The sequence below is a fragment of the Streptomyces hainanensis genome, from assembly GCF_004348415.1.
Classification (GTDB): Bacteria; Actinomycetota; Actinomycetes; order Streptomycetales; family Streptomycetaceae; genus Streptomyces; species Streptomyces hainanensis.
On sequence record NZ_SMKI01000018.1, the window covers coordinates 13,832 to 32,758 of the forward strand.

The window sequence follows — 18,927 nt, forward strand, 5'->3', positions numbered from 1 at the left end:
ATGAAGCGTCACCTCATCTCGGCCGCCGATCTCTCCCGCGACGACGCCCTCCTCGTGCTGGACACCGCCGAGGAGTTGGCCCGCGTGGCCGACCGGCCGATCAAGAAGCTCCCGACCCTGCGCGGCCGCACGGTGGTCAACCTCTTCTTCGAGGACTCGACCCGCACCCGGATCTCCTTCGAGGCCGCGGCCAAGCGGCTCTCCGCCGACGTGATCAACTTCTCCGCCAAGGGCTCCTCGGTCTCCAAGGGCGAGTCCCTGAAGGACACCGCGCTCACGCTGGAGGCGATGGGCGCGGACGCCGTCGTCATCCGGCACCACGACTCCGGCGCCCCGCACCGGCTCGCCACCTCGGGCTGGATCGGCGGCTGCGTCGTCAACGCGGGCGACGGCACCCACGAGCACCCCACCCAGGCGCTGCTCGACGCGCTCACGCTGCGCCGCCGCCTGGTCGGCGGCCGGGACCGCGGTCTCGGCGCCGACCTCGCCGGCCGCCGGATCACCATCGTCGGCGACATCCTGCACAGCCGGGTGGCCCGTTCCAACGTCCGGCTGCTCACCACCCTCGGCGCCGAGGTCACCGTCGTCGGCCCGCCCACCCTGCTGCCGGTGGGCGTGGAGCGCTGGCCCTGCGCCGTCGACTACGACCTGGACGCGGTGCTGGCCAAGTCCGACGCCGTGATGATGCTCCGCGTCCAGCGCGAGCGGATGAACGACGCGTTCTTCCCCACCGAGCGTGAGTACGCCCGCCGTTACGGGCTGCACGGCGCCCGCATGGCGCGGATGCCCGAGCACGCCGTCGTGATGCACCCGGGCCCCATGAACCGCGGCATGGAGATCACCGCCGAGGTCGCCGACTCGCCCCGCTGCACCGCCGTCGAGCAGGTGTCGGGCGGCGTCAGCGTCCGGATGGCCGTCCTGTACCTGCTGCTCGGCGGCTCCGAGCCCGCCGTCGGCACCCGCACCACCGAGGAGAACAGCCAGGCATGAGCGAGAACACCGCGCGCACCCTGATCCGCGACGCGAGGATCCTCGGCGGCGCCCCGCAGGACGTGCTGATCGAGGGCGGGACCGTCGCCCGGATCGGCGGCGCTCTCGAAGCCGGGAGCGACGCCCGGGTGGTGGAGGCCGACGGCCTCGTCCTGCTCCCCGGCCTGGTCGACCTGCACACCCACCTGCGCGAGCCGGGCCGCGAGGACTCCGAGACCGTCCTCACCGGCACCAGGGCCGCCGCCGCCGGCGGCTTCACCGCCGTGCACGCCATGGCCAACACCTTCCCGGTCGCCGACACCGCGGGCGTGGTCGAGCAGGTCTGGCGGCTCGGCCGCGAGTCCGGCTACTGCGACGTCCAGCCGGTCGGCGCCGTCACCGTGGGCCTCGGCGGCCGGCAGCTCGCCGAGCTCGGCGCCATGCACGACTCGGCCGCCGGCGTCGTCGTCTTCTCGGACGACGGCAAGTGCGTGGACGACGCCGTGATCATGCGCCGGGCGTTGGAGTACGTGAAGGCGTTCGACGGCGTGATCGCCCAGCACGCCCAGGAGCCGCGGCTCACCGAGGGCGCCCAGATGAACGAGGGCGCCGTCTCCGCCGAGCTCGGCCTCGGCGGCTGGCCGGCCGTCGCCGAGGAGGCGATCATCGCCCGCGACGTGCTGCTGGCCGCCCACGTCGGCTCCCGGGTGCACATCTGCCACCTCTCCACCGCGGGCTCCGTCGAGCTGGTGCGCTGGGCCAAGTCCAAGGGCTGGCAGGTCACCGCCGAGGTCACCCCGCACCACCTGCTGCTCACCGACGAGCTGGTCCGCTCCTACGACCCGGTCTTCAAGGTCAACCCGCCGCTGCGCACCGAGGAGGACGTGCTGGCGCTGCGTGAGGCACTGGCCGACGGCACCATCGACTGCGTCGCCACCGACCACGCCCCGCACCCGCACGAGGACAAGGACTGCGAGTGGGGCGCGGCCGCCATGGGGATGGTCGGCCTGGAGACGGCGCTGTCCGTCGTGCAGCACACCATGGTGGAGACCGGTCTCCTCGACTGGGCCGGTGTCGCCGACCGGATGTCCTTCCGACCCGCGGCCATCGGGCGGCTGGCCGGCCACGGCCGCCCCGTCGAGGTCGGCGAGCCCGCCAACCTCACTCTGCTCGACCCCGCCTACCGTGGAGAGGTGGACCCCGCCGCGTTCGCCTCCCGCAGCCGCAACACCCCGTACCGGGGCCGCGAGCTGCCGGGCCGGGTGACGCACACCTTCCTGCGGGGCCGGGCAACGCTCATGGACGGGAAGCTGGTATGAACGCCGCGCTGTTGAATCCCCTGCGGACCGCGCTCACCTCGGAGGACGGCGCGGAGACCGTCCGCAGGTCGCAGGAGGTCACCGACTGGGGCGCCCGCATCGCCTGGGTCGTCGGGCTGCTGCTGTTCGTCGCCCTCGTCTACTGGCTGATGCGCGAGGGCTGGAAGTGGCGCGCCACACTCCAGGGCGACCTGCCCGAGCTGCCGGCGCCGCCCGCCGAGCCGGGTCCTGCCCGGCTGCGGATGGCCGGCCGCTACCACGGCTCGACCACGGCGGGACAGTGGCTCGACCGGATCGCCGCCCACGGTCTCGGCGCCCGCAGCCGCGCCGTGCTGACCCTGACCGAGGAGGGCGTGACCGTGGTCAGGCCGGGCGCCGGGGACTTCCTGATCCCGGCCGACCGGATCCGCGGCGCGCGCCCCGAGAAGGGCATCGCCGGCAAGGTCCTCACCGAGGGCGGGCTGCTGGTGATCACCTGGCAGCACGGCGAGCGGCTGCTCGACTCCGGCTTCCGCGCCGACCGCTCGGCCGAGCACGCCCGCTGGATCGAGATCCTCGGCAGCCACACGCCGGGCGAGCCCGCCGAGCCCGCCGAGCCGGCAGACGCCGCCGCGGCGGAAGCCGCCCCCGCACCGCACGACCCCAGGCACGACAAGGAGGGCGTCCGATGACCGCCACCACCCGCACCGCAGAGCGCACCCCGGCGGTGCTCGTCCTCGAGGACGGCCGCACCTTCCGCGGGCAGGCCTACGGCGCGCGGGGCGAGACCGTCGGCGAGGCCGTCTTCTCCACCGGCATGACCGGCTACCAGGAGACCCTGACCGACCCCTCGTACCACCGCCAGCTGGTCGTGATGACCGCCCCGCACATCGGCAACACCGGCGTCAACGACGAGGACCCCGAGTCCCGGCGCATCTGGGTCGCCGGCTACGTCGTCCGCGACCCCGCGCGCCGCCACTCCAACTGGCGGGCCAGGCGCTCGCTCGAGGACGAGCTGACCGCCCAGGGCGTCGTCGGGATCAGCGGCGTCGACACCCGCGCCCTCACCCGCCACCTGCGTGAGCGGGGCGCCATGCGGGCCGGGATCTTCTCCGGCGCGGAGGCCGCCGCCGACGAGGCCGCGCTGCTGGCCAGGGTGCGGTCCGCGCCCCAGATGGCCGGCGCCGACCTGGCGCCCGAGGTCGCCACCACCGAGCCCTACGTGGTGCCGGCCATCGGCGAGAAGCGGTTCACCGTGGCCGCCGTCGACCTCGGCATCAAGGGCATGACGCCGCACCGGATGGCCCAGCGCGGCATCGAGGTGCACGTGCTGCCGGCCACCGCCACCCTGGAGGACGTCTACGCCGTCGCGCCCGACGGGGTCTTCTTCTCCAACGGCCCCGGCGACCCGGCCACCGCCGACCACGCCGTCGCGCTGATGCGCGGCGTGCTGGAGCGCTCCACCCCGCTCTTCGGCATCTGCTTCGGCAACCAGATCCTCGGCCGCGCGCTCGGCTTCGGCACCTTCAAGCTGAAGTACGGCCACCGCGGCATCAACCAGCCGGTCAAGGACCTGACCACCGGCAAGGTCGAGGTGACCGCCCACAACCACGGCTTCGCCGTCGACGCACCGCTCGACCGCGTCTCCGACACCCCCTACGGCCGGGTCGAGGTCTCCCACGTCTGCCTCAACGACGACGTCGTCGAGGGGCTGCGGCTGCTCGACCGGCCGGCCTTCAGCGTCCAGTACCACCCCGAAGCGGCGGCGGGCCCGCACGATGCCGCCTACCTGTTCGACCGCTTCACGTCTTTGATGAACACAGTCCTGATGGAGGGCCAGCGTGCCTAAGCGCACCGATATCCAGTCCGTTCTGGTCATCGGCTCCGGCCCGATCGTCATCGGCCAGGCCGCCGAGTTCGACTACTCCGGCACCCAGGCCTGCCGCGTGCTCAAGGCCGAGGGCCTGCGCGTCATCCTGGTCAACTCCAACCCGGCCACGATCATGACCGACCCGGAGATCGCCGACGCCACCTACATCGAGCCGATCACCCCGGAGTACGTCGAGAAGATCATCGCCAAGGAGCGCCCCGACGCCCTGCTGCCCACCCTCGGCGGCCAGACCGCGCTCAACACCGCGATCGCGCTGCACGAGTCCGGCACCCTCGCCGCCCACGGCGTGGAGCTGATCGGCGCCAGCGTCGAGGCCATCGCCAAGGGCGAGGACCGCGAGAAGTTCAAGGGCGTCGTCGAGGCCGTCCGCCAGGCCACCGGGCACGGCGAGTCCGCACGCTCCGTGATCTGCCACTCGATGGACGACGTGCTGGCCGGCGTCACGGAGCTCGGCGGCTACCCGGTCGTCGTCCGCCCCTCCTTCACCATGGGCGGCGCCGGCTCCGGCTTCGCCCACGACGAGGACGAGCTGCGCCGGATCGCCGGCCAGGGCCTCGCGCTCTCGCCCACCACCGAGGTGCTCCTGGAGGAGTCCATCCTCGGCTGGAAGGAGTACGAGCTGGAGCTGATGCGCGACCGCAACGACAACGTGGTCGTCGTCTGCTCCATCGAGAACCTCGACCCGATGGGCGTGCACACCGGCGACTCGATCACCGTGGCGCCCGCGATGACCCTCACCGACCGCGAGTACCAGATCCTCCGCGACATCGGCATCGCCGTGATCCGCGAGGTCGGCGTCGACACCGGCGGCTGCAACATCCAGTTCGCCGTCGACCCGGACGACGGCCGGATCGTGGTCATCGAGATGAACCCCCGGGTCTCCCGCTCCTCCGCGCTCGCCTCCAAGGCCACCGGCTTCCCGATCGCGAAGATCGCCGCCCGGCTCGCCATCGGCTACACGCTGGACGAGATCCCCAACGACATCACCGAGGAGACCCCGGCCTCCTTCGAGCCCACCCTCGACTACGTGGTGGTCAAGGTCCCGCGATTCGCGTTCGAGAAGTTCCCGGCCGCCGACTCGAGCCTCACCACCACCATGAAGTCGGTCGGCGAGGCCATGGCCATCGGCCGCAACTTCACCGAGGCGCTGCAGAAGGCGCTGCGCTCCGTGGAGAAGAAGGGCGCCCCGTTCGACTTCTCCGGCGCCCCCGGCACCCCGGAGGAGGTGCCCGGGCTGCTGGCCACGGCCGCCGTGCCCACCGACGGCCGGCTGGGTACCGTGATGGCCGCCATCCGGGCCGGTGCCACCCCCGAACAGGTCTTCGAGGCCACCCGCATCGACCCGTGGTTCGTCGACCAGCTCTTCCTCATCCGTGAGGTCGCCGACGAGCTGGCCGCCGCCGAGCAGCTCACCGCCGAGCTGCTGGCCGAGGCCAAGCGGCACGGCTTCTCGGACGCCCAGATCGCCGGCATCCGCGATCTCCGCGAGGACGTGGTGCGCGAGGTGCGGCACGCGCTCGGCGTGCGCCCCGTCTACAAGACGGTGGACACCTGCGCCGCCGAGTTCGCCGCCCGTACCCCCTACCTCTACTCGTCCTACGACGAGGAGACCGAGGTCACTCCCCGCGAGCGGCCCGCCGTGATCATCCTCGGCTCCGGGCCCAACCGGATCGGCCAGGGCATCGAGTTCGACTACTCCTGCGTGCACGCCTGCTTCGCCCTCAGCGAGGCCGGCTACGAGACCGTGATGGTCAACTGCAACCCGGAGACCGTCTCCACCGACTACGACACCTCCGACCGGCTCTACTTCGAGCCGCTCACCCTGGAGGACGTGCTGGAGATCGTGCACGCCGAGTCCCAGGCGGGGCCGATCGCCGGCGTCATCGTCCAACTCGGCGGCCAGACCCCGCTCGGCCTCGCCCAGGCGCTCAAGGACAACGGCGTGCCGATCGTCGGCACCTCGCCCGAGGCCATCAACCTGGCCGAGGAGCGCGGCGCGTTCGGCCGGGTGCTCGCCGAGGCCGGGCTCCCCGCCCCCAAGTACGGCACCGCCTTCTCCTTCGACGAGGCCAAGGCCATCGCCGCCGGCATCGGCTACCCGGTGATGGTCCGCCCCAGCTACGTGCTCGGCGGCCGCGGCATGCGGATCGTCTACGACGAGCCCTCGCTCGCCGAGTACCTCGCCCAGCACGCCGGCCTGGTCTCCGAACACCCGGTGCTCATCGACCGGTTCCTCGACGACGCCATCGAGATCGACGTCGACGCCCTCTACGACGGCACCGAGCTCTACCTCGGCGGCGTCATGGAGCACATCGAGGAGGCCGGCATCCACTCCGGCGACTCCGCCTGCGCGCTGCCGCCCATCACCCTGGGCGGCCACGACATCAAGCGGCTGCGCGCCTCCACCGAGGCCATCGCGGCCGGCGTCGGCGTCCGCGGCCTGATCAACATCCAGTTCGCCCTCGCCGGCGACATCCTCTACGTGCTCGAGGCCAACCCCCGCGCCTCCCGCACCGTGCCCTTCACCTCCAAGGCGACCGCCGTGCCGCTGGCCAAGGCCGCCGCCCGGATCTCGCTGGGCGCCACCATCGCCGAGCTGCGGGCCGAGGGCATGCTCCCGGCCCACGGCGACGGCGGCACGCTCCCGCTCGACGCGCCGATCTCCGTCAAGGAGGCCGTGATGCCCTGGTCCCGGTTCCGGGACGTGCACGGCCGCGGCGTCGACACGGTGCTCGGGCCCGAGATGCGCTCCACCGGCGAGGTCATGGGCATCGACTCCGCCTTCGGCACCGCCTACGCCAAGTCCCAGGCCGGCGCCTACGGCGCGCTGCCCACCAAGGGGCGGGCCTTCGTCTCGGTCGCCAACCGCGACAAGCGGGCCATGATCTTCCCGGCCCGCGCCCTGGTCGAGCACGGCTTCGAGCTGCTGGCCACCTCGGGCACCGCCGAGGTGCTCAAGCGGAACGGGATCCACGCCACCGTGGTGCGCAAGCAGATCGAGGGCGAGGGCCCGAACGGCGAGCCCACCATCGTCCAGCTGATCCACGAGGGCCAGGTCGACCTCATCGTCAACACCCCCTACGGCACGGGCGGTCGGCTCGACGGCTACGACATCCGCACCGCGGCCGTCGCCCGCGGCATCCCCTGCCTGACCACGGTCCAGGCGCTGGCCGCCGCGGTCCAGGGCATCGACGCGCTCACCCGCGGCGAGGTCGGCGTCCGCGCCCTCCAGGAGCACGCCAGCCAGCTGGTCGAGGCGCGGAACCGGTGAGCCGGATGACCCCGTACGACCTGCTGTACCGCACCGTCCTCTGCCGGATCGACGCCGAGCGCGCCCACCGGCTGGCCTTCGCGCTGATCCGCGCGGTGGCGCGCGTCCCCGGGCTGCGCGCCGCCGTGCGCGGCGCGTACGCCCGCAGGCACCCCAACCTGCGGGTGCGGGCCCTGGGGCGCGAGATGCCGGGCCCGTTCGGGCTCGCCGCCGGCTTCGACAAGAACGCGGTCGGCGTCGAAGGACTGGCGATGCTGGGCTTCGACCACGTCGAGATCGGCACCGTCACCGGCGAGCCGCAGCCCGGCAACCCGCCGAAGCGGCTCTTCCGGCTGCTCGCCGACCGCGCCCTCGTCAACCGGATGGGCTTCAACAACGAGGGCTCGGCCGCCGTCGCCGCCCGGCTCGCCAGGCGCGGCCGCCGGGTCAGGCCGGTCCTCGGCGTCAACATCGGCAAGACCAAGGCCGTCCCCGAATCGGAGGCGATCGCCGACTACGTCACCAGCACCGAACGGCTGGCCGCCCACGCCGACTACCTGGTGGTCAACGTCTCCTCGCCCAACACCCCCGGGCTGCGCGACCTCCAGGCCACCGAGCGGCTGCGCCCGCTGCTGACCGCCGTGCGCGCGGCCGCGGACCGCGCGGTGCCGGACCGCCGGGTCCCGCTGCTGGTCAAGATCGCGCCCGACCTGGCCGACGAGGACGTGGACGCGGTCGCCGACCTCGCGCTCGACCTCGGCCTCGACGGCGTCATCGCCACCAACACCACCATCGCCCGCGACGGCCTCGCCACCCCGGCCGACCAGGTCGCCGCGCTCGGCGCCGGCGGCCTCTCCGGCGCCCCGCTCCGGGAGCACTCGCTCGCCGTGCTGCGGCGGCTCCACCGCCGCGTCGGCGACCGGGTCACGCTGATCGGCGTCGGCGGCGTCGAGACCGCGGACGACGCCTGGGAGCGGGTGCTGGCCGGCGCCACCCTGGTCCAGGGCTACACCGGCTTCGTCTACGCCGGGCCCGGCTGGGCCCGCGCCATCCACCGCGGCCTCGCCGAGCGGCTGGCCGCCAGCCCGTACCCGACCCTCGCCGACGCCGTCGGCGCGGGCGCCGCGGAGGAGGAGAAGAAGAAGTGAGCGCTCCCGAGCCCTTCGGCACCCGGCTGCGCCGGGCCATGGACGCGCGCGGCCCGCTCTGCGTGGGCATCGACCCGCACCCCTCGCTGCTGACCGCCTGGGGGCTCGGCGACGACGTCGCCGGCCTGGAGCGGTTCGCCGCCACGGCCGTCGACGCGCTCGCCGAGCACGTGGCCGTCCTCAAGCCCCAGTCCGCCTTCTTCGAGCGCTTCGGCTCCCGCGGCGTCGCCGTGCTGGAGCGCACCGTCGCCGACGCCCGGGCCGCCGGCGCCCTGGTGCTGCTCGACGTCAAGCGCGGCGACATCGGCTCCACCATGGCCGCCTACGCCGCCGCCCACCTGGCGCCGGACGCCCCGCTGGCCGCCGACGCCATCACCGTCAGCCCCTACCTCGGCTACGGTTCGCTGCGCCCGGCACTCGACCTGGCCAGGGCAGGCGGTCGGGGCGTCTTCGTGCTGGCGCTCACCTCCAACCCGGAGGGCGCCGAGGTGCAGACCGCGGTCACCGCCGCCGGCCCCACGGTGGCCCAGACCGTTCTGGACCGGCTGCGCGAGGAGAACGCGGCCGAGCTGGCCGCCGGCGCCCCGCTCGGCTCGTTCGGCGCCGTGGTGGGTGCCACGGTGGGCGAGACCGGCGCCGACCTGTCCTTCGGCGGGCCGCTGTTGGCCCCCGGTGTGGGCGCGCAGGGGGCCACCGCCGCGGACCTGCCGCGGGTCTTCGGCTCCGCCGTGGGGCAGGTGCTGCCCAGTGTGAGCCGTGGCGTGCTGCGGCACGGCCCTGATCCGGTGGCACTGCGTGCCGCGGCGGCGCGTGAGGCGGCGGAGATCGCGCGGTTCGCCGGCTCCGGAGCGTGATCAAGTGGGTCGTTCCCGCAAACTCCGTATGGATATGTCGGAAATGTGGTCGGCGATCTCCAGCTGACCTGGACTTTTTGTCGATTCTCGCTGACTAATCGCGGTGGTGGCCGCTAGTCTCCGTCGAGAGCGGAGCCCCGAGCGCGTTGCTCGTTGCTCCGCCGGTGCGGGGCTACTAGGTTCCTCACCGTTCCGTATCCGACAGTTCGATACCCGAGGTGACGTAGGCGTGGCTCTTCCGCCCCTTACCCCTGAACAGCGCGCAGCCGCGCTTCAGAAGGCCGCCGCGGCTCGCCGGGAGCGCGCCGAGGTCAAGAATCGGCTCAAGCACTCCGGCGCCTCCCTGCAGGAGGTCATCAAGCAGGGCCAGGAGAACGATGTCATCGGCAAGATGAAGGTCAGCGCGCTGCTGGAGTCGATGCCTGGCGTCGGCAAGGTTCGCGCTCGCCAGATCATGGAGCGGCTCGGCATCTCCGAGAGCCGCCGGGTCCGAGGGCTCGGCTCCAACCAGATCGCCGCGCTCGAGCGCGAGTTCGGCGCCAGCAAGAGCTGAGGTTTTCCCTACCTTCGGGAACCGGGATAATCGCCGCATGACCGATCGTCCGCGACTGACCGTGCTCTCCGGCCCCTCCGGGGTCGGCAAGAGCACGGTCGTCGCTCATTTGCGCAAAGCCCACCCAGAGGTGTGGCTGTCCGTGTCCGCCACCACGCGGCACCCCCGCCCCGGCGAGCGGCACGGTGTTCAGTACTACTTCGTGGACGACGAGGAGTTCGACAAGCTGGTCGCCAACGGCGAACTGCTGGAGTGGGCCGAGTTCGCCGGCAACCGCTACGGAACCCCGCGTCGTGCCGTGCAGCACCGGCTCGAGGCGGGGGATCCCGTCCTCCTCGAGATCGACCTCCAGGGCGCCCGACAGATCCGGGAGACCATGCCGGAGGCCCGGCTGGTGTTCCTTGCGCCGCCCAGCTGGGAGGAGTTGGTCCGCCGGCTCACCGGCCGCGGCACCGAGCCCCCCGAGGTGATCGAGCGCCGGCTGGCGGCCGCCCGCACGGAGCTGGCGGCCGAGCCCGAGTTCGACACCACCCTGGTGAACACCTCGGTCGAGGACGTCGTCACCGAGCTGCTAGCCTTGATTCGTTAACTAGGTACAGAGCCCTGACCTGTCAAGAGGGGGGCCCTCCCCAGACTCCCAGTGGAAGGCAGAGCGTGTCCTCTCCCATCACCACGCCCGAGGGCATCATCAACCCGCCGATCGATGAGCTGCTCGAGGCGACGGACTCCAAGTACAGCCTGGTGATCTACGCCGCCAAGCGGGCGCGTCAGATCAACGCGTACTACTCGCAGCTCGGCGAGGGCCTGCTGGAGTACGTCGGCCCGCTGGTCGACACCCACGTGCACGAGAAGCCGCTGTCGATCGCACTGCGCGAGATCAACGCGGGTCTGCTCACCTCCGAGCCCGTCGAGGGCGCGGCCGACTAGCGGAGCGTTCGGCGAGACTTCCGGGCCCGGTGGCGTCACGCCACCGGGCCCGTCGTGTGCCGCGGTGCCGTGGTGCAGGATGGGAGGGCACGGGAGTCGAGGGGCGCGCCGCCGGGGCGGCGCGGGAAGGGGCGCGTGATGGGCCGGCCGGAGATCGTCCTCGGGGTGGGCGGCGGCATCGCCGCCTACAAGGCGTGCGAGTTGCTGCGGCTGTTCACCGAGTCGGGACACGGGGTGCGCGTGGTGCCCACCGCCTCCGCGCTGCGCTTCGTCGGCGCCCCGACCTGGGCGGCGCTCTCGGGCCGACCGGTGGCCACCGAGGTCTGGGACGACGTGCACGAGGTGCCGCACGTCAGGATCGGCCAGTCGGCCGACCTGGTGGTGATCGCCCCGGCCACGGCCGACGTGCTGGCCCGCGCCGCCGGCGGCCGCGCCGACGACCTGCTGACCAACGTGCTGCTCACCGCCCGCTGCCCGGTCGTCTTCGCACCCGCGATGCACACCGAGATGTGGGAGCACCCCGCCACCCAGGAGAACGTGGCCACCCTGCGTCGCCGCGGCGCCCTGGTGATCGAGCCGGCCGTCGGCCGGCTGACCGGCGCCGACACGGGCCGGGGCCGGCTGCCGGACCCGGCCGCGATCCTCGCCTTCTGCCGCCGGGTGCTGGAGCGGGGCGCCGCCGGGTCCGCCCGTGACCTGGCCGGCCGCCGGGTGGTGATCAGCGCCGGTGGCACCCGGGAGCCGCTCGACCCGGTCCGCTACCTGGGCAACAGGTCGTCCGGCAAGCAGGGCTACGCGCTCGCCCGCACCGCCGCCGCCCGGGGCGCGGCCGTCACCCTGGTCGCGGCCAACACCGCGCTTCCCGACCCGGCCGGCGTCACGGTGGTCCCGGTCAGCACCACCGAGGAACTGCGGGACGCGGTCCACAAGGCGGCTGCCGAGGCCGACGCGGTGGTGATGGCCGCCGCCGTCGCCGACTTCCGGCCGGCCAGCCGGGCCACCCAGAAGATCAAGAAGCGCGACGACCGGGAGCCGGAGCCCATCGCCCTGGTCCGCAACCCCGACATACTCGCCGAGCTGGCCGCCGACCGGCCCGCCGGCCAGCTGGTGGTCGGCTTCGCCGCCGAGACGGAGGACGTGCTCCCCAACGGCCGCGCCAAGCTGGCCAGGAAGGGCTGCGACATCCTGGTGGTGAACCGGGTGGGCGAGGGCATCGCCTTCGGCACCGAGGAGAACGAGGCGGTGATCCTGGAGGCCGGGGGAGCGGAGACGGAGGTCCCGCACGGCCCCAAGGAAGCGCTCGCCGATCGCGTCTGGGACGTGGTGGCGCGGCACTGGCCGTAGTCCGGCCGGGCGGGTGAGCCGGGGGCGCACGGCCGGGCGCGTCTCGCAGTGCGGTCCGCTCTCCCCGCGACCCGGCCGGTCGGGCTAGGGTGGGGGAGCCGGGGGCCGCCGCGTTCGTGGCCGAGCCTTCGGTTCGTCCCGGCCTTCCTCCGGCTAGGATTGGCGCCGGCCGTTCACCTTGGGTGCGGGCGGTCGTCTCAGTTCAGTCAGCAGCCGCTGCAACCTCAGGGAGCGATGTGTCCCGCCGTCTGTTCACCTCGGAGTCTGTGACCGAGGGTCATCCTGACAAGATCGCCGACCAGATCAGTGACGCCATTCTCGACGCGTTGCTTTCCGAGGATCCGTCCTCGCGGGTGGCGGTGGAGACCATGATCACCACGGGGTTGGTGCATGTGGCCGGTGAGGTCACCACCTCGGCCTACGCGGACATCGCGTCGTTGGTGCGCGAGACGATCCTGGGGATCGGCTACGACTCCTCGAAGAAGGGGTTCGACGGTGCTTCCTGTGGTGTGTCGGTGTCGATCGGCGCGCAGTCGCCGGACATCGCGCAGGGGGTGGACAGTGCCTACGAGTCCCGGGTCGAGGGTGACGAGGACGAGTTGGATCGGCAGGGTGCGGGCGATCAGGGCTTGATGTTCGGGTACGCGTGCGATGAGACGCCCGAGTTGATGCCGTTGCCGATCCGGTTGGCGCACCGGCTTTCCAGCCGGCTTTCCGATGTGCGGAAGAACGGCACGATCCCCTACCTGCGACCGGACGGCAAGACGCAGGTGACCATCGAGTACGACGGTGACAAGGCGGTGCGTCTGGACACGGTGGTGGTGTCCTCGCAGCACGCTTCGGACATCGATCTGGAGTCGTTGCTCGCGCCGGACATCCAGGAGTTCGTGGTCGAACCCGAGCTCAAGGCCCTGCTGACCGACGGCATCAAGCTGGACACCGAGGGCTACCGGCTGCTGGTGAATCCGACCGGCCGGTTCGAGATCGGTGGCCCGATGGGCGACGCGGGGTTGACGGGTCGGAAGATCATCATCGACACCTATGGTGGGATGGCCCGGCACGGTGGTGGCGCGTTCTCGGGGAAGGATCCGTCGAAGGTGGACCGTTCGGCGGCCTACGCGATGCGGTGGGTGGCGAAGAACGTGGTGGCGGCCGGGTTGGCCAGCCGTTGCGAGGTCCAGGTCGCCTATGCGATCGGCAAGGCCGAGCCGGTGGGTCTGTTCGTGGAGACCTTCGGTACCGCCACCGCACCGGTCGAGCGGATCGAGCAGGCCATCACCGAGGTCTTCGACCTCCGCCCGGCCGCCATCATCCGCGACCTCGACCTGCTGCGCCCGATCTACGCCCAGACCGCCGCCTACGGCCACTTCGGCCGCGAACTGGCCGACTTCACCTGGGAACGCACCGACCGCGTCGACGCCCTCCGCACCGCCGCCGGGAGCTGACATGCGCATCGCCGTCACCGGCTCCATCGCGACCGACCACCTGATGCGGTTCGCCGGCAGTTTCACCGAACAGCTCATCCCCGACCAACTCGACAAGATCTCCCTGTCGTTCCTGGTCGACGACCTCGAGGTCCGCCGCGGCGGCACCGCCGCCAACATCGCCTACGGCCTCGGCAACCTGGGCCTGACGCCCGTCCTGGTCGGCTCCGTCGGCAACGACTTCGCCGAGTACCGGGTCCGGCTCAAGGAGCACGGCGTCGACACCGAGTCCGTGCACGTCTCGCCCACCCGGGCCAGCGCGCGCTTCATCTGCCTGACGGACCGGCGGTTGAACCAGATCGCCGCCTTCCACACCGGCGCCATGCGCGACGCGGCCTCCATCGACCTGCGGCCGGTCGTCGACCGCGTCGGCGGCCTCGACCTCGTGCTGGTCTCCCCCAACGACCCCGACGCCATGCTGCGCCACACGGCCCAGTGCCGGGAGCTCGGCATCCCCTTCGCCGCCGACCCCTCCCAACAGCTGTCGCGGCTACGCCCCGACGAGATCACGGAGTTGGTCACCGGCGCCCGCTGGCTGTTCACCAACGAGTACGAGGCACACCAGCTCATCGAGCGGACCGGCCTGCGGCGTGCCGCGGTCCTGGACCGGGTCGGCGCCTGGGTCACCACCCTGGGCGGCGCCGGGGCGCGCGTCGAACAGGCCGGCCGGCCGCCGGTCGTCGTGCCGGCGGTGCGGGTGACCGAGGTCGCGGAGCCCACCGGCGCCGGTGACGCGTTCCGCGCCGGGTTCCTCGCCGGCCTCGCCCGCGGACTCCCCCTGGTGGGCGCCGCCCGCCTCGGCTGCGCCCTGGCGGCGACGGCGCTGGAGTCCGTGGGCCCGCAGGAGTACACGACCACCAGGGAGACGCTCGACGCCCGGCTGGTGGCCGCGTACGGAGCCGACGCCGGGTGGCCCGGCACGGCCGACTAGGCCGGCCGGGCCGGCCCTACGCGCCACCCGCCGCCGCAACCCTGGCGAGTTCCGGCACCCGCACCAGGTCGTGCCGGCCCTGGAGGCCGAACTTCCGGTAGACCCGCGTCAGATGCTGTTCCACCGTGCTCACGGTGACGAACAGCGCCGCCGCGATCTCCCGGTTGGTCTGCCCCTCCAGGGCCAGCACCGCCACCCGCCGTTCGGAGTCGCTGAGCCTCGCCTGCCGGCCCGGCTCGTCCGAGGCCACCGTCCGGTCCTCGATCAGCCGGCGCAGATGCCCCATGTCGTGCTCGGCGGCCAGCTGCCAGGCACGCTCCAGCGTCGCCTCCGCCTGCTCGTCCTCGCCGAGCGCCCGTTGGGCGAGCCCGAGGTCCACGAGCGTCTGGCCGTAGTCGACCACGTCCTCGGAGACCGCCAGCAGCTCGGCCGCCTGGGTGAGCAGCATCGCCCGGCGGCGGGGGGTGCGGCCCAGGGCCTGGAGGCGGAGCTGGTGGGCGAGCGAGCCGGAGTCCGGCATCATGTCAATCTGCTGCGCCGCGTACCGCTCGGCCTGCTTGCGGTCCCCCAGGGCCGTCAACGCCTCGGCCAGGTCGCCCCGCCAGGGCAGGGCCAGCTCGCCGTCCAGGCCCCAGCGGGTGAGCTGCCGGCCCACGGCCAGGAACTCGCCGACCGCCGCGTGGTGCCGCCCGGTCGCCAGGTAGTAGTGCCCCTGGGCGCGCCGGTAGAAGGCGCCGAGCAGGTTCCCGCCGAGTTCCTTCGGCGCCTGCCAGGACAGGGACCTGGCGGCGTCCTCGTAACTCCCCATCAGGGTGTAGACGCGCACCAGCAGCGAGATCGGCGCCGCCGCGAACAGGTCGGCGTCCGGCCCCCGGAGCCGGTCGAGGCACCGGAGCGCCGCCGCCTCCGCCTCCGCCAGCCGACCGAGCCGCAGCGCGGCCGCCGCCTCGATGCTGGCGAACAGCGACAGCCACCCGAAGGCCCGACGCCCCTCCGCCTCACGCCCCAACATCCGGGCCCAGTACACCGCGCGGCTCGGCCGGTCGCTGAGCGCGACGGTCTTGACGGCGTTGATCAACGTGTCGAGGGTCGTGTCGCTGAGCCGGGTGAGCCGCAGCACCTCCTCGGCCGCCGCCACCACGTCCGCGGAGGGGACGCGGGGCCCGGCCATGGCGGTCCAGGGAACGACGGCCCGCCGCATGCCCTCCACCGTCGGGGAGGCCGCGATCCCCGAGGACAGCTGGCCGTCGGCGGCCAGCAGCATCTCGATCTGGGCCTCGGCCTCGCCCTCCCGTTCCCGGTTCGCGGCCAGCGCGTGCAGCCGGGACATGGCCTCCCGCATCTCGCCGATCTGGCCGAACACGCCCAACAGCCGCCCCAGGGAGGCGAGGTGCCCGGCGGAGAGCTGCCCCGCGCGCATCGCGGCGAGCGGGAGCTCCAGGTGGCGGTGCGCCACCTGGAGCCCCAACCGCCTGGCCACCGCGGCCAGTCGGATGCGGATGCCGATCCGCTGCTGCTCGTCGGAGCAGACCGCGAGGGTGCGCTCCAGGTACCGGATCGCCTCCTCGGGCCGGTCCTCCCGCAGCAACTCGGTGGCGGCCTCCTGGAGCACGGCGACCTCCCAGGGGCTCTTCTCGTCGGGCGAGGCGAGCAGGTGCTCGGCCACCACCGCGGTCGGCGCGGCGGCCGCGTGCAGGAGCTCGGCCGCCCGCCGGTGCAGCGCGGCCCGCTCCTCCGGCGCCATGTCGGCGAACAACATGGACGCCACGCAGTGATGGCGGAGCTCGCAGCCGACCAGGAGGCCCGCCTCCTCCAGCGCCTGGAGCAGGCCGGGCAACGTGCCGGACGGGATGTCGAGCAGCTCGGCGAGGAGTTCGGGCGTGGCCCACGCGCCGAAGATCGCCATCCCCCGCGCCAGCAGCAGAGCTCGCGGGCCCGACCGGTACAACCCGGCCACCACCGCCTCCAGATACGCGGGGCCCACCGCGAGCTGCTCGCCACAGGCCGGCTCCCGGACCCACACGTCCTTGGCGTCCTCGAGCAGGGCGCGCAGCATCAACGGGTTTCCACCGCTGAGCGAGTGGTAATCCGCCACCAGCTCGGCGATCCGGTCGTCTTCCGGCAGGTCGGCCATCATTACGGCCACCCCGTCCTTACTCAACGGAGCGAGCCGGATACTGCGGAAACCCGGTTGACGTAAGAGCTCGGTACGCAGGGACGCCAAACTCGGGACCCGCATGAGACTTTTTGTCACCACGAGCAGGATTCTGGATTCCGGAGAATTCCGCAAAGTACGCAACAGATACTGGAGCGACTCGCGGTCGGCATCTTCCACATCGTCCACCAGAATCACGAACTGTCCGCTCCGCGACGACTCGCGCACCCCCTGGAACGCCCGGTACACCTCTCGGGACCGGGACGACCAGCGACGGGGCCACGCCGTCACCAACGGGCGCCCCGCCCCTCCGCCGAGCGAGCCACCGTCGGCGAGCAACTGCTCGAGCAGCCCGAAGGGCCGCCGCGCGGCCTCGCGGGCCCCGGCCCACAACACGGTGGCCCCGCGCTCCGCGGCGTACGAGGCGAAGCCCTCGAGGAGCAGTGATTTCCCCACCCCGATCGCGCCCTCCACCAGCACGATTCGGGGCTCTCCGCCGGCGCTTTCCCCGAGCGCCTTCCCGAGTTCACACAGTTCGGTATCACGGTCAAAACTCGCCATTGCCACCGGTCCCCATCCGACGCCAAGAAGTCGGCGAGGAGCACCCACGCCGATCTCTTCCCCCACGCAATGCCCGTACAAAGGCTACGCTCTTACCAGCATCGACATCAAGGAACATCGAAGTCCCGCCGCGCGGAATCGGACAGGCGGTCGGCCCGCGCCCGATGTCCCCACCGACATCGCGCCGCCGGCGGGCGCGGAGCCACGCAGGTGAACACGCGTAGCCCGCGGTGGGATCGTGCCGGCCACCCCGGCCGGGCGGGGGGACGCGCCGGGTGGCGGGTCAGGCGCTGATCGCGTCGACGATCGCCGCCACGTCCCGGCGGTCCATCGGGTCGGCGTCCATGGAGTTGTGGATGGTGAGGCCCTCCACCAGGGCGTCGAGTGCGCGGGCGGTGCGGGCGTCGAAGTGTCGGGAGAGGGCCACGCGGCTGGCCCGCATCCAGGCCCGCGTCACGTCCTTGACCGGCGGGGTGCGTTCGGCGAAGGCGTACAGCTCGTAGATCAGCAGCAGTTCGCGCGGGGTGCCGAGCCCGGGTCCGCAGATGATCTCCACGACGGCGTCGCGGGCCTGCTGCGGCGTCTCGGCGGCGTCGAGGAGCGCGCGGTAGCGGGCGGACATGGACTCGGCGAGGCGGGTGAAGGCCGCCACCAGCAGGTCCCGCATCCCGTCGAAGTGGTACGTCATCGACCCGAGCGGCACGCCGGCCGCCTCCGCGACCCGCCGGTGGGTGGTGCCGACGACGCCGCGCTCCGCGATCACCGTGAGCGCGGCGTCGATGATGCGGTCCCGGCGTGTGGGGTCGTTGGGGGTGCCCGTGGTCCTCGTCACCGTCGCCTCTCCCTATCCGCGCTCCCCCAAACTATGTACGTTTGTACATGGAAGTTCGGTGGGCAGCCCGCGCGCTTCCGTCCCGTCGTCGATCGCGAAAGCACATCATCCATGGACCTCGCCACGCGGCGCCGCCAACGGTCGCTGTTCGTCTTCTTCCTGCTGCCCGGCATCGCCATCTCCTCGTGGGTGACCCGCACACCGGACATCCGCGACCAGTTGGAGGCGTCGACGGCACAGATGGGTCTGGTGCTCTTCGGCCTCTCGGTCGGTTCGATGATCGGCATCCTCAGCTCCGGGGCGCTGGTGTCCCGCCTCGGCACCCGGCCGGTCATCGGCATCGGGACGACGCTGGTCGTGGTCAGCATGGCCGTCATCGGGTGCGGGGCCCTGATCCCCTCGGCACCCGTGGTCACGGCCGGTCTGGCCCTGTTCGGCGCGGGCATGGGGTCGGGCGAGGTCGCCGTCAACATCGACGGCGCGCGGGTGGAGTCCCTCACCGGCCGCACCGTCCTGCCGACCCTGCACGGATTCTTCAGCCTCGGCACGGTGGCCGGGGCATCGCTCGGCATCCTCTCCACGGCCGTGGAGTTCCCCGTCCACTGGCACCTGCTGGCCATCGCGGTGCTGGCGGCCCTGCTCTTCGCCGCCGCCTACGGTGCCATCCCCGCCGGCGTCGGCAAGCGGGCCGGCGGTGCCGGGGAGGCCGGGGACGGAACCGGGTCCGGGG

16 protein-coding genes and 1 pseudogene are annotated in these 18,927 nt (G+C 72.6%); 14 read left to right on the top strand and 3 right to left on the bottom strand.

From position 1 onward, the window contains the following. The 13 genes from E1283_RS02960 to E1283_RS03020 all read left to right on the top strand — a co-directional run bounded on the left by E1283_RS02960 (position 1) and on the right by E1283_RS03020 (position 14,649). The gene (locus E1283_RS02960) at positions 1 to 990 is read left to right on the top strand and encodes an aspartate carbamoyltransferase catalytic subunit (protein ID WP_132816245.1); all 990 of its coding nucleotides are present in this window, start codon (positions 1 to 3) and stop codon (positions 988 to 990) included. Beyond that, the gene (locus tag E1283_RS02965; protein WP_132816247.1) at positions 987 to 2,288 is read left to right on the top strand and encodes a dihydroorotase; all 1,302 of its coding nucleotides are present in this window, start codon (positions 987 to 989) and stop codon (positions 2,286 to 2,288) included. Before E1283_RS02960 ends, E1283_RS02965 begins: the two co-directional genes overlap by 4 nt. Further along, positions 2,285 to 2,959, top strand: a complete 675-nt coding sequence (locus tag E1283_RS02970) for a PH-like domain-containing protein (protein ID WP_243744564.1) — start codon at positions 2,285 to 2,287, stop codon at positions 2,957 to 2,959. The genes E1283_RS02965 and E1283_RS02970 overlap by 4 nt, the downstream gene beginning before the upstream one ends. Beyond that, positions 2,956 to 4,116 carry a glutamine-hydrolyzing carbamoyl-phosphate synthase small subunit gene (gene carA, locus E1283_RS02975; protein WP_132816249.1) on the top strand — a complete coding sequence of 387 codons (1,161 nt, stop codon included), beginning with the start codon at positions 2,956 to 2,958 and terminating at the stop codon, positions 4,114 to 4,116. The genes E1283_RS02970 and carA overlap by 4 nt, the downstream gene beginning before the upstream one ends. After that, complete coding sequence (carB, locus tag E1283_RS02980) at positions 4,109 to 7,429, top strand: carbamoyl-phosphate synthase large subunit (RefSeq protein WP_132816251.1); 3,321 nt, start codon at positions 4,109 to 4,111, stop codon at positions 7,427 to 7,429. Before carA ends, carB begins: the two co-directional genes overlap by 8 nt. 5 nt (positions 7,430 to 7,434) lie before the next feature. After that, positions 7,435 to 8,556 carry a quinone-dependent dihydroorotate dehydrogenase gene (locus E1283_RS02985; protein ID WP_132816274.1) on the top strand — a complete coding sequence of 374 codons (1,122 nt, stop codon included), beginning with the start codon at positions 7,435 to 7,437 and terminating at the stop codon, positions 8,554 to 8,556. 38 nt (positions 8,557 to 8,594) lie between these two features. Then, positions 8,595 to 9,410: an orotidine-5'-phosphate decarboxylase gene (pyrF, locus tag E1283_RS02990; protein ID WP_243744565.1), complete on the top strand. Its 816-nt coding sequence runs from the start codon at positions 8,595 to 8,597 to the stop codon at positions 9,408 to 9,410. Positions 9,411 to 9,639: 229 nt separating this feature from the next. Next, positions 9,640 to 9,963 carry an integration host factor, actinobacterial type gene (mihF, locus tag E1283_RS02995; RefSeq protein WP_132816254.1) on the top strand — a complete coding sequence of 108 codons (324 nt, stop codon included), beginning with the start codon at positions 9,640 to 9,642 and terminating at the stop codon, positions 9,961 to 9,963. A 37-nt stretch (positions 9,964 to 10,000) separates the two neighbouring features. Continuing rightward, on the top strand, positions 10,001 to 10,552 hold the full coding sequence (gmk, locus tag E1283_RS03000) for a guanylate kinase (protein WP_132816256.1): 552 nt from the start codon (positions 10,001 to 10,003) through the stop codon (positions 10,550 to 10,552). A gap of 65 nt (positions 10,553 to 10,617) precedes the next feature. Further along, positions 10,618 to 10,890: a DNA-directed RNA polymerase subunit omega gene (rpoZ, locus tag E1283_RS03005; RefSeq protein WP_132816258.1), complete on the top strand. Its 273-nt coding sequence runs from the start codon at positions 10,618 to 10,620 to the stop codon at positions 10,888 to 10,890. A 138-nt stretch (positions 10,891 to 11,028) separates the two neighbouring features. Then, entirely contained in the window at positions 11,029 to 12,234 is a 1,206-nt protein-coding gene (coaBC, locus tag E1283_RS03010; RefSeq protein ID WP_132816260.1) for a bifunctional phosphopantothenoylcysteine decarboxylase/phosphopantothenate--cysteine ligase CoaBC, read from the top strand. A 236-nt stretch (positions 12,235 to 12,470) separates the two neighbouring features. Then, complete coding sequence (gene metK, locus E1283_RS03015) at positions 12,471 to 13,679, top strand: methionine adenosyltransferase (RefSeq protein WP_132816262.1); 1,209 nt, start codon at positions 12,471 to 12,473, stop codon at positions 13,677 to 13,679. Between the two features lies 1 nt (position 13,680). After that, on the top strand, positions 13,681 to 14,649 hold the full coding sequence (locus E1283_RS03020; protein ID WP_132816264.1) for a carbohydrate kinase family protein: 969 nt from the start codon (positions 13,681 to 13,683) through the stop codon (positions 14,647 to 14,649). Between the two features lie 16 nt (positions 14,650 to 14,665). Here E1283_RS03020 and E1283_RS03025 read toward each other — a convergent pair whose 3' ends face one another. From E1283_RS03025 to E1283_RS03030, 3 genes and pseudogenes are all read right to left on the bottom strand, one after another. Next, on the bottom strand, positions 14,666 to 16,786 hold the full coding sequence (locus E1283_RS03025) for a LuxR family transcriptional regulator (RefSeq protein WP_243744566.1): 2,121 nt from the start codon (positions 16,784 to 16,786) through the stop codon (positions 14,666 to 14,668). Between the two features lie 129 nt (positions 16,787 to 16,915). Then, positions 16,916 to 17,365, bottom strand: a pseudogene (locus E1283_RS39800) (ATP-binding protein); the annotation flags it as partial. 283 nt (positions 17,366 to 17,648) lie between these two features. Beyond that, a complete protein-coding gene (locus E1283_RS03030) occupies positions 17,649 to 18,197 on the bottom strand; it encodes a TetR/AcrR family transcriptional regulator (RefSeq protein ID WP_132816268.1) in 549 nt (182 codons plus the stop codon). A 111-nt stretch (positions 18,198 to 18,308) separates the two neighbouring features. Between E1283_RS03030 and E1283_RS03035 the strand changes: the two genes are divergently transcribed. Beyond that, the coding region (locus E1283_RS03035; RefSeq protein WP_165955990.1) for an MFS transporter at positions 18,309 to 18,927 on the top strand (619 nt) is incomplete at its 3' end.

Coding starts and splice junctions, on each gene's coding strand:
- E1283_RS03020 (WP_132816264.1), top strand. CDS start 13,681: ATGCGCATCGCCGTCACCGGCTCCATCGCGACCGACCACCTGATGCGG.
- pyrF (WP_243744565.1), top strand. CDS start 8,595: ATGGACGCGCGCGGCCCGCTCTGCGTGGGCATCGACCCGCACCCCTCG.
- E1283_RS02970 (WP_243744564.1), top strand. CDS start 2,285: ATGAACGCCGCGCTGTTGAATCCCCTGCGGACCGCGCTCACCTCGGAG.
- carA (WP_132816249.1), top strand. CDS start 2,956: ATGACCGCCACCACCCGCACCGCAGAGCGCACCCCGGCGGTGCTCGTC.
- coaBC (WP_132816260.1), top strand. CDS start 11,029: ATGGGCCGGCCGGAGATCGTCCTCGGGGTGGGCGGCGGCATCGCCGCC.
- E1283_RS02965 (WP_132816247.1), top strand. CDS start 987: ATGAGCGAGAACACCGCGCGCACCCTGATCCGCGACGCGAGGATCCTC.
- E1283_RS02960 (WP_132816245.1), top strand. CDS start 1: ATGAAGCGTCACCTCATCTCGGCCGCCGATCTCTCCCGCGACGACGCC.
- E1283_RS02985 (WP_132816274.1), top strand. CDS start 7,435: ATGACCCCGTACGACCTGCTGTACCGCACCGTCCTCTGCCGGATCGAC.
- E1283_RS03025 (WP_243744566.1), bottom strand. CDS start 16,786: ATGATGGCCGACCTGCCGGAAGACGACCGGATCGCCGAGCTGGTGGCG.
- gmk (WP_132816256.1), top strand. CDS start 10,001: ATGACCGATCGTCCGCGACTGACCGTGCTCTCCGGCCCCTCCGGGGTC.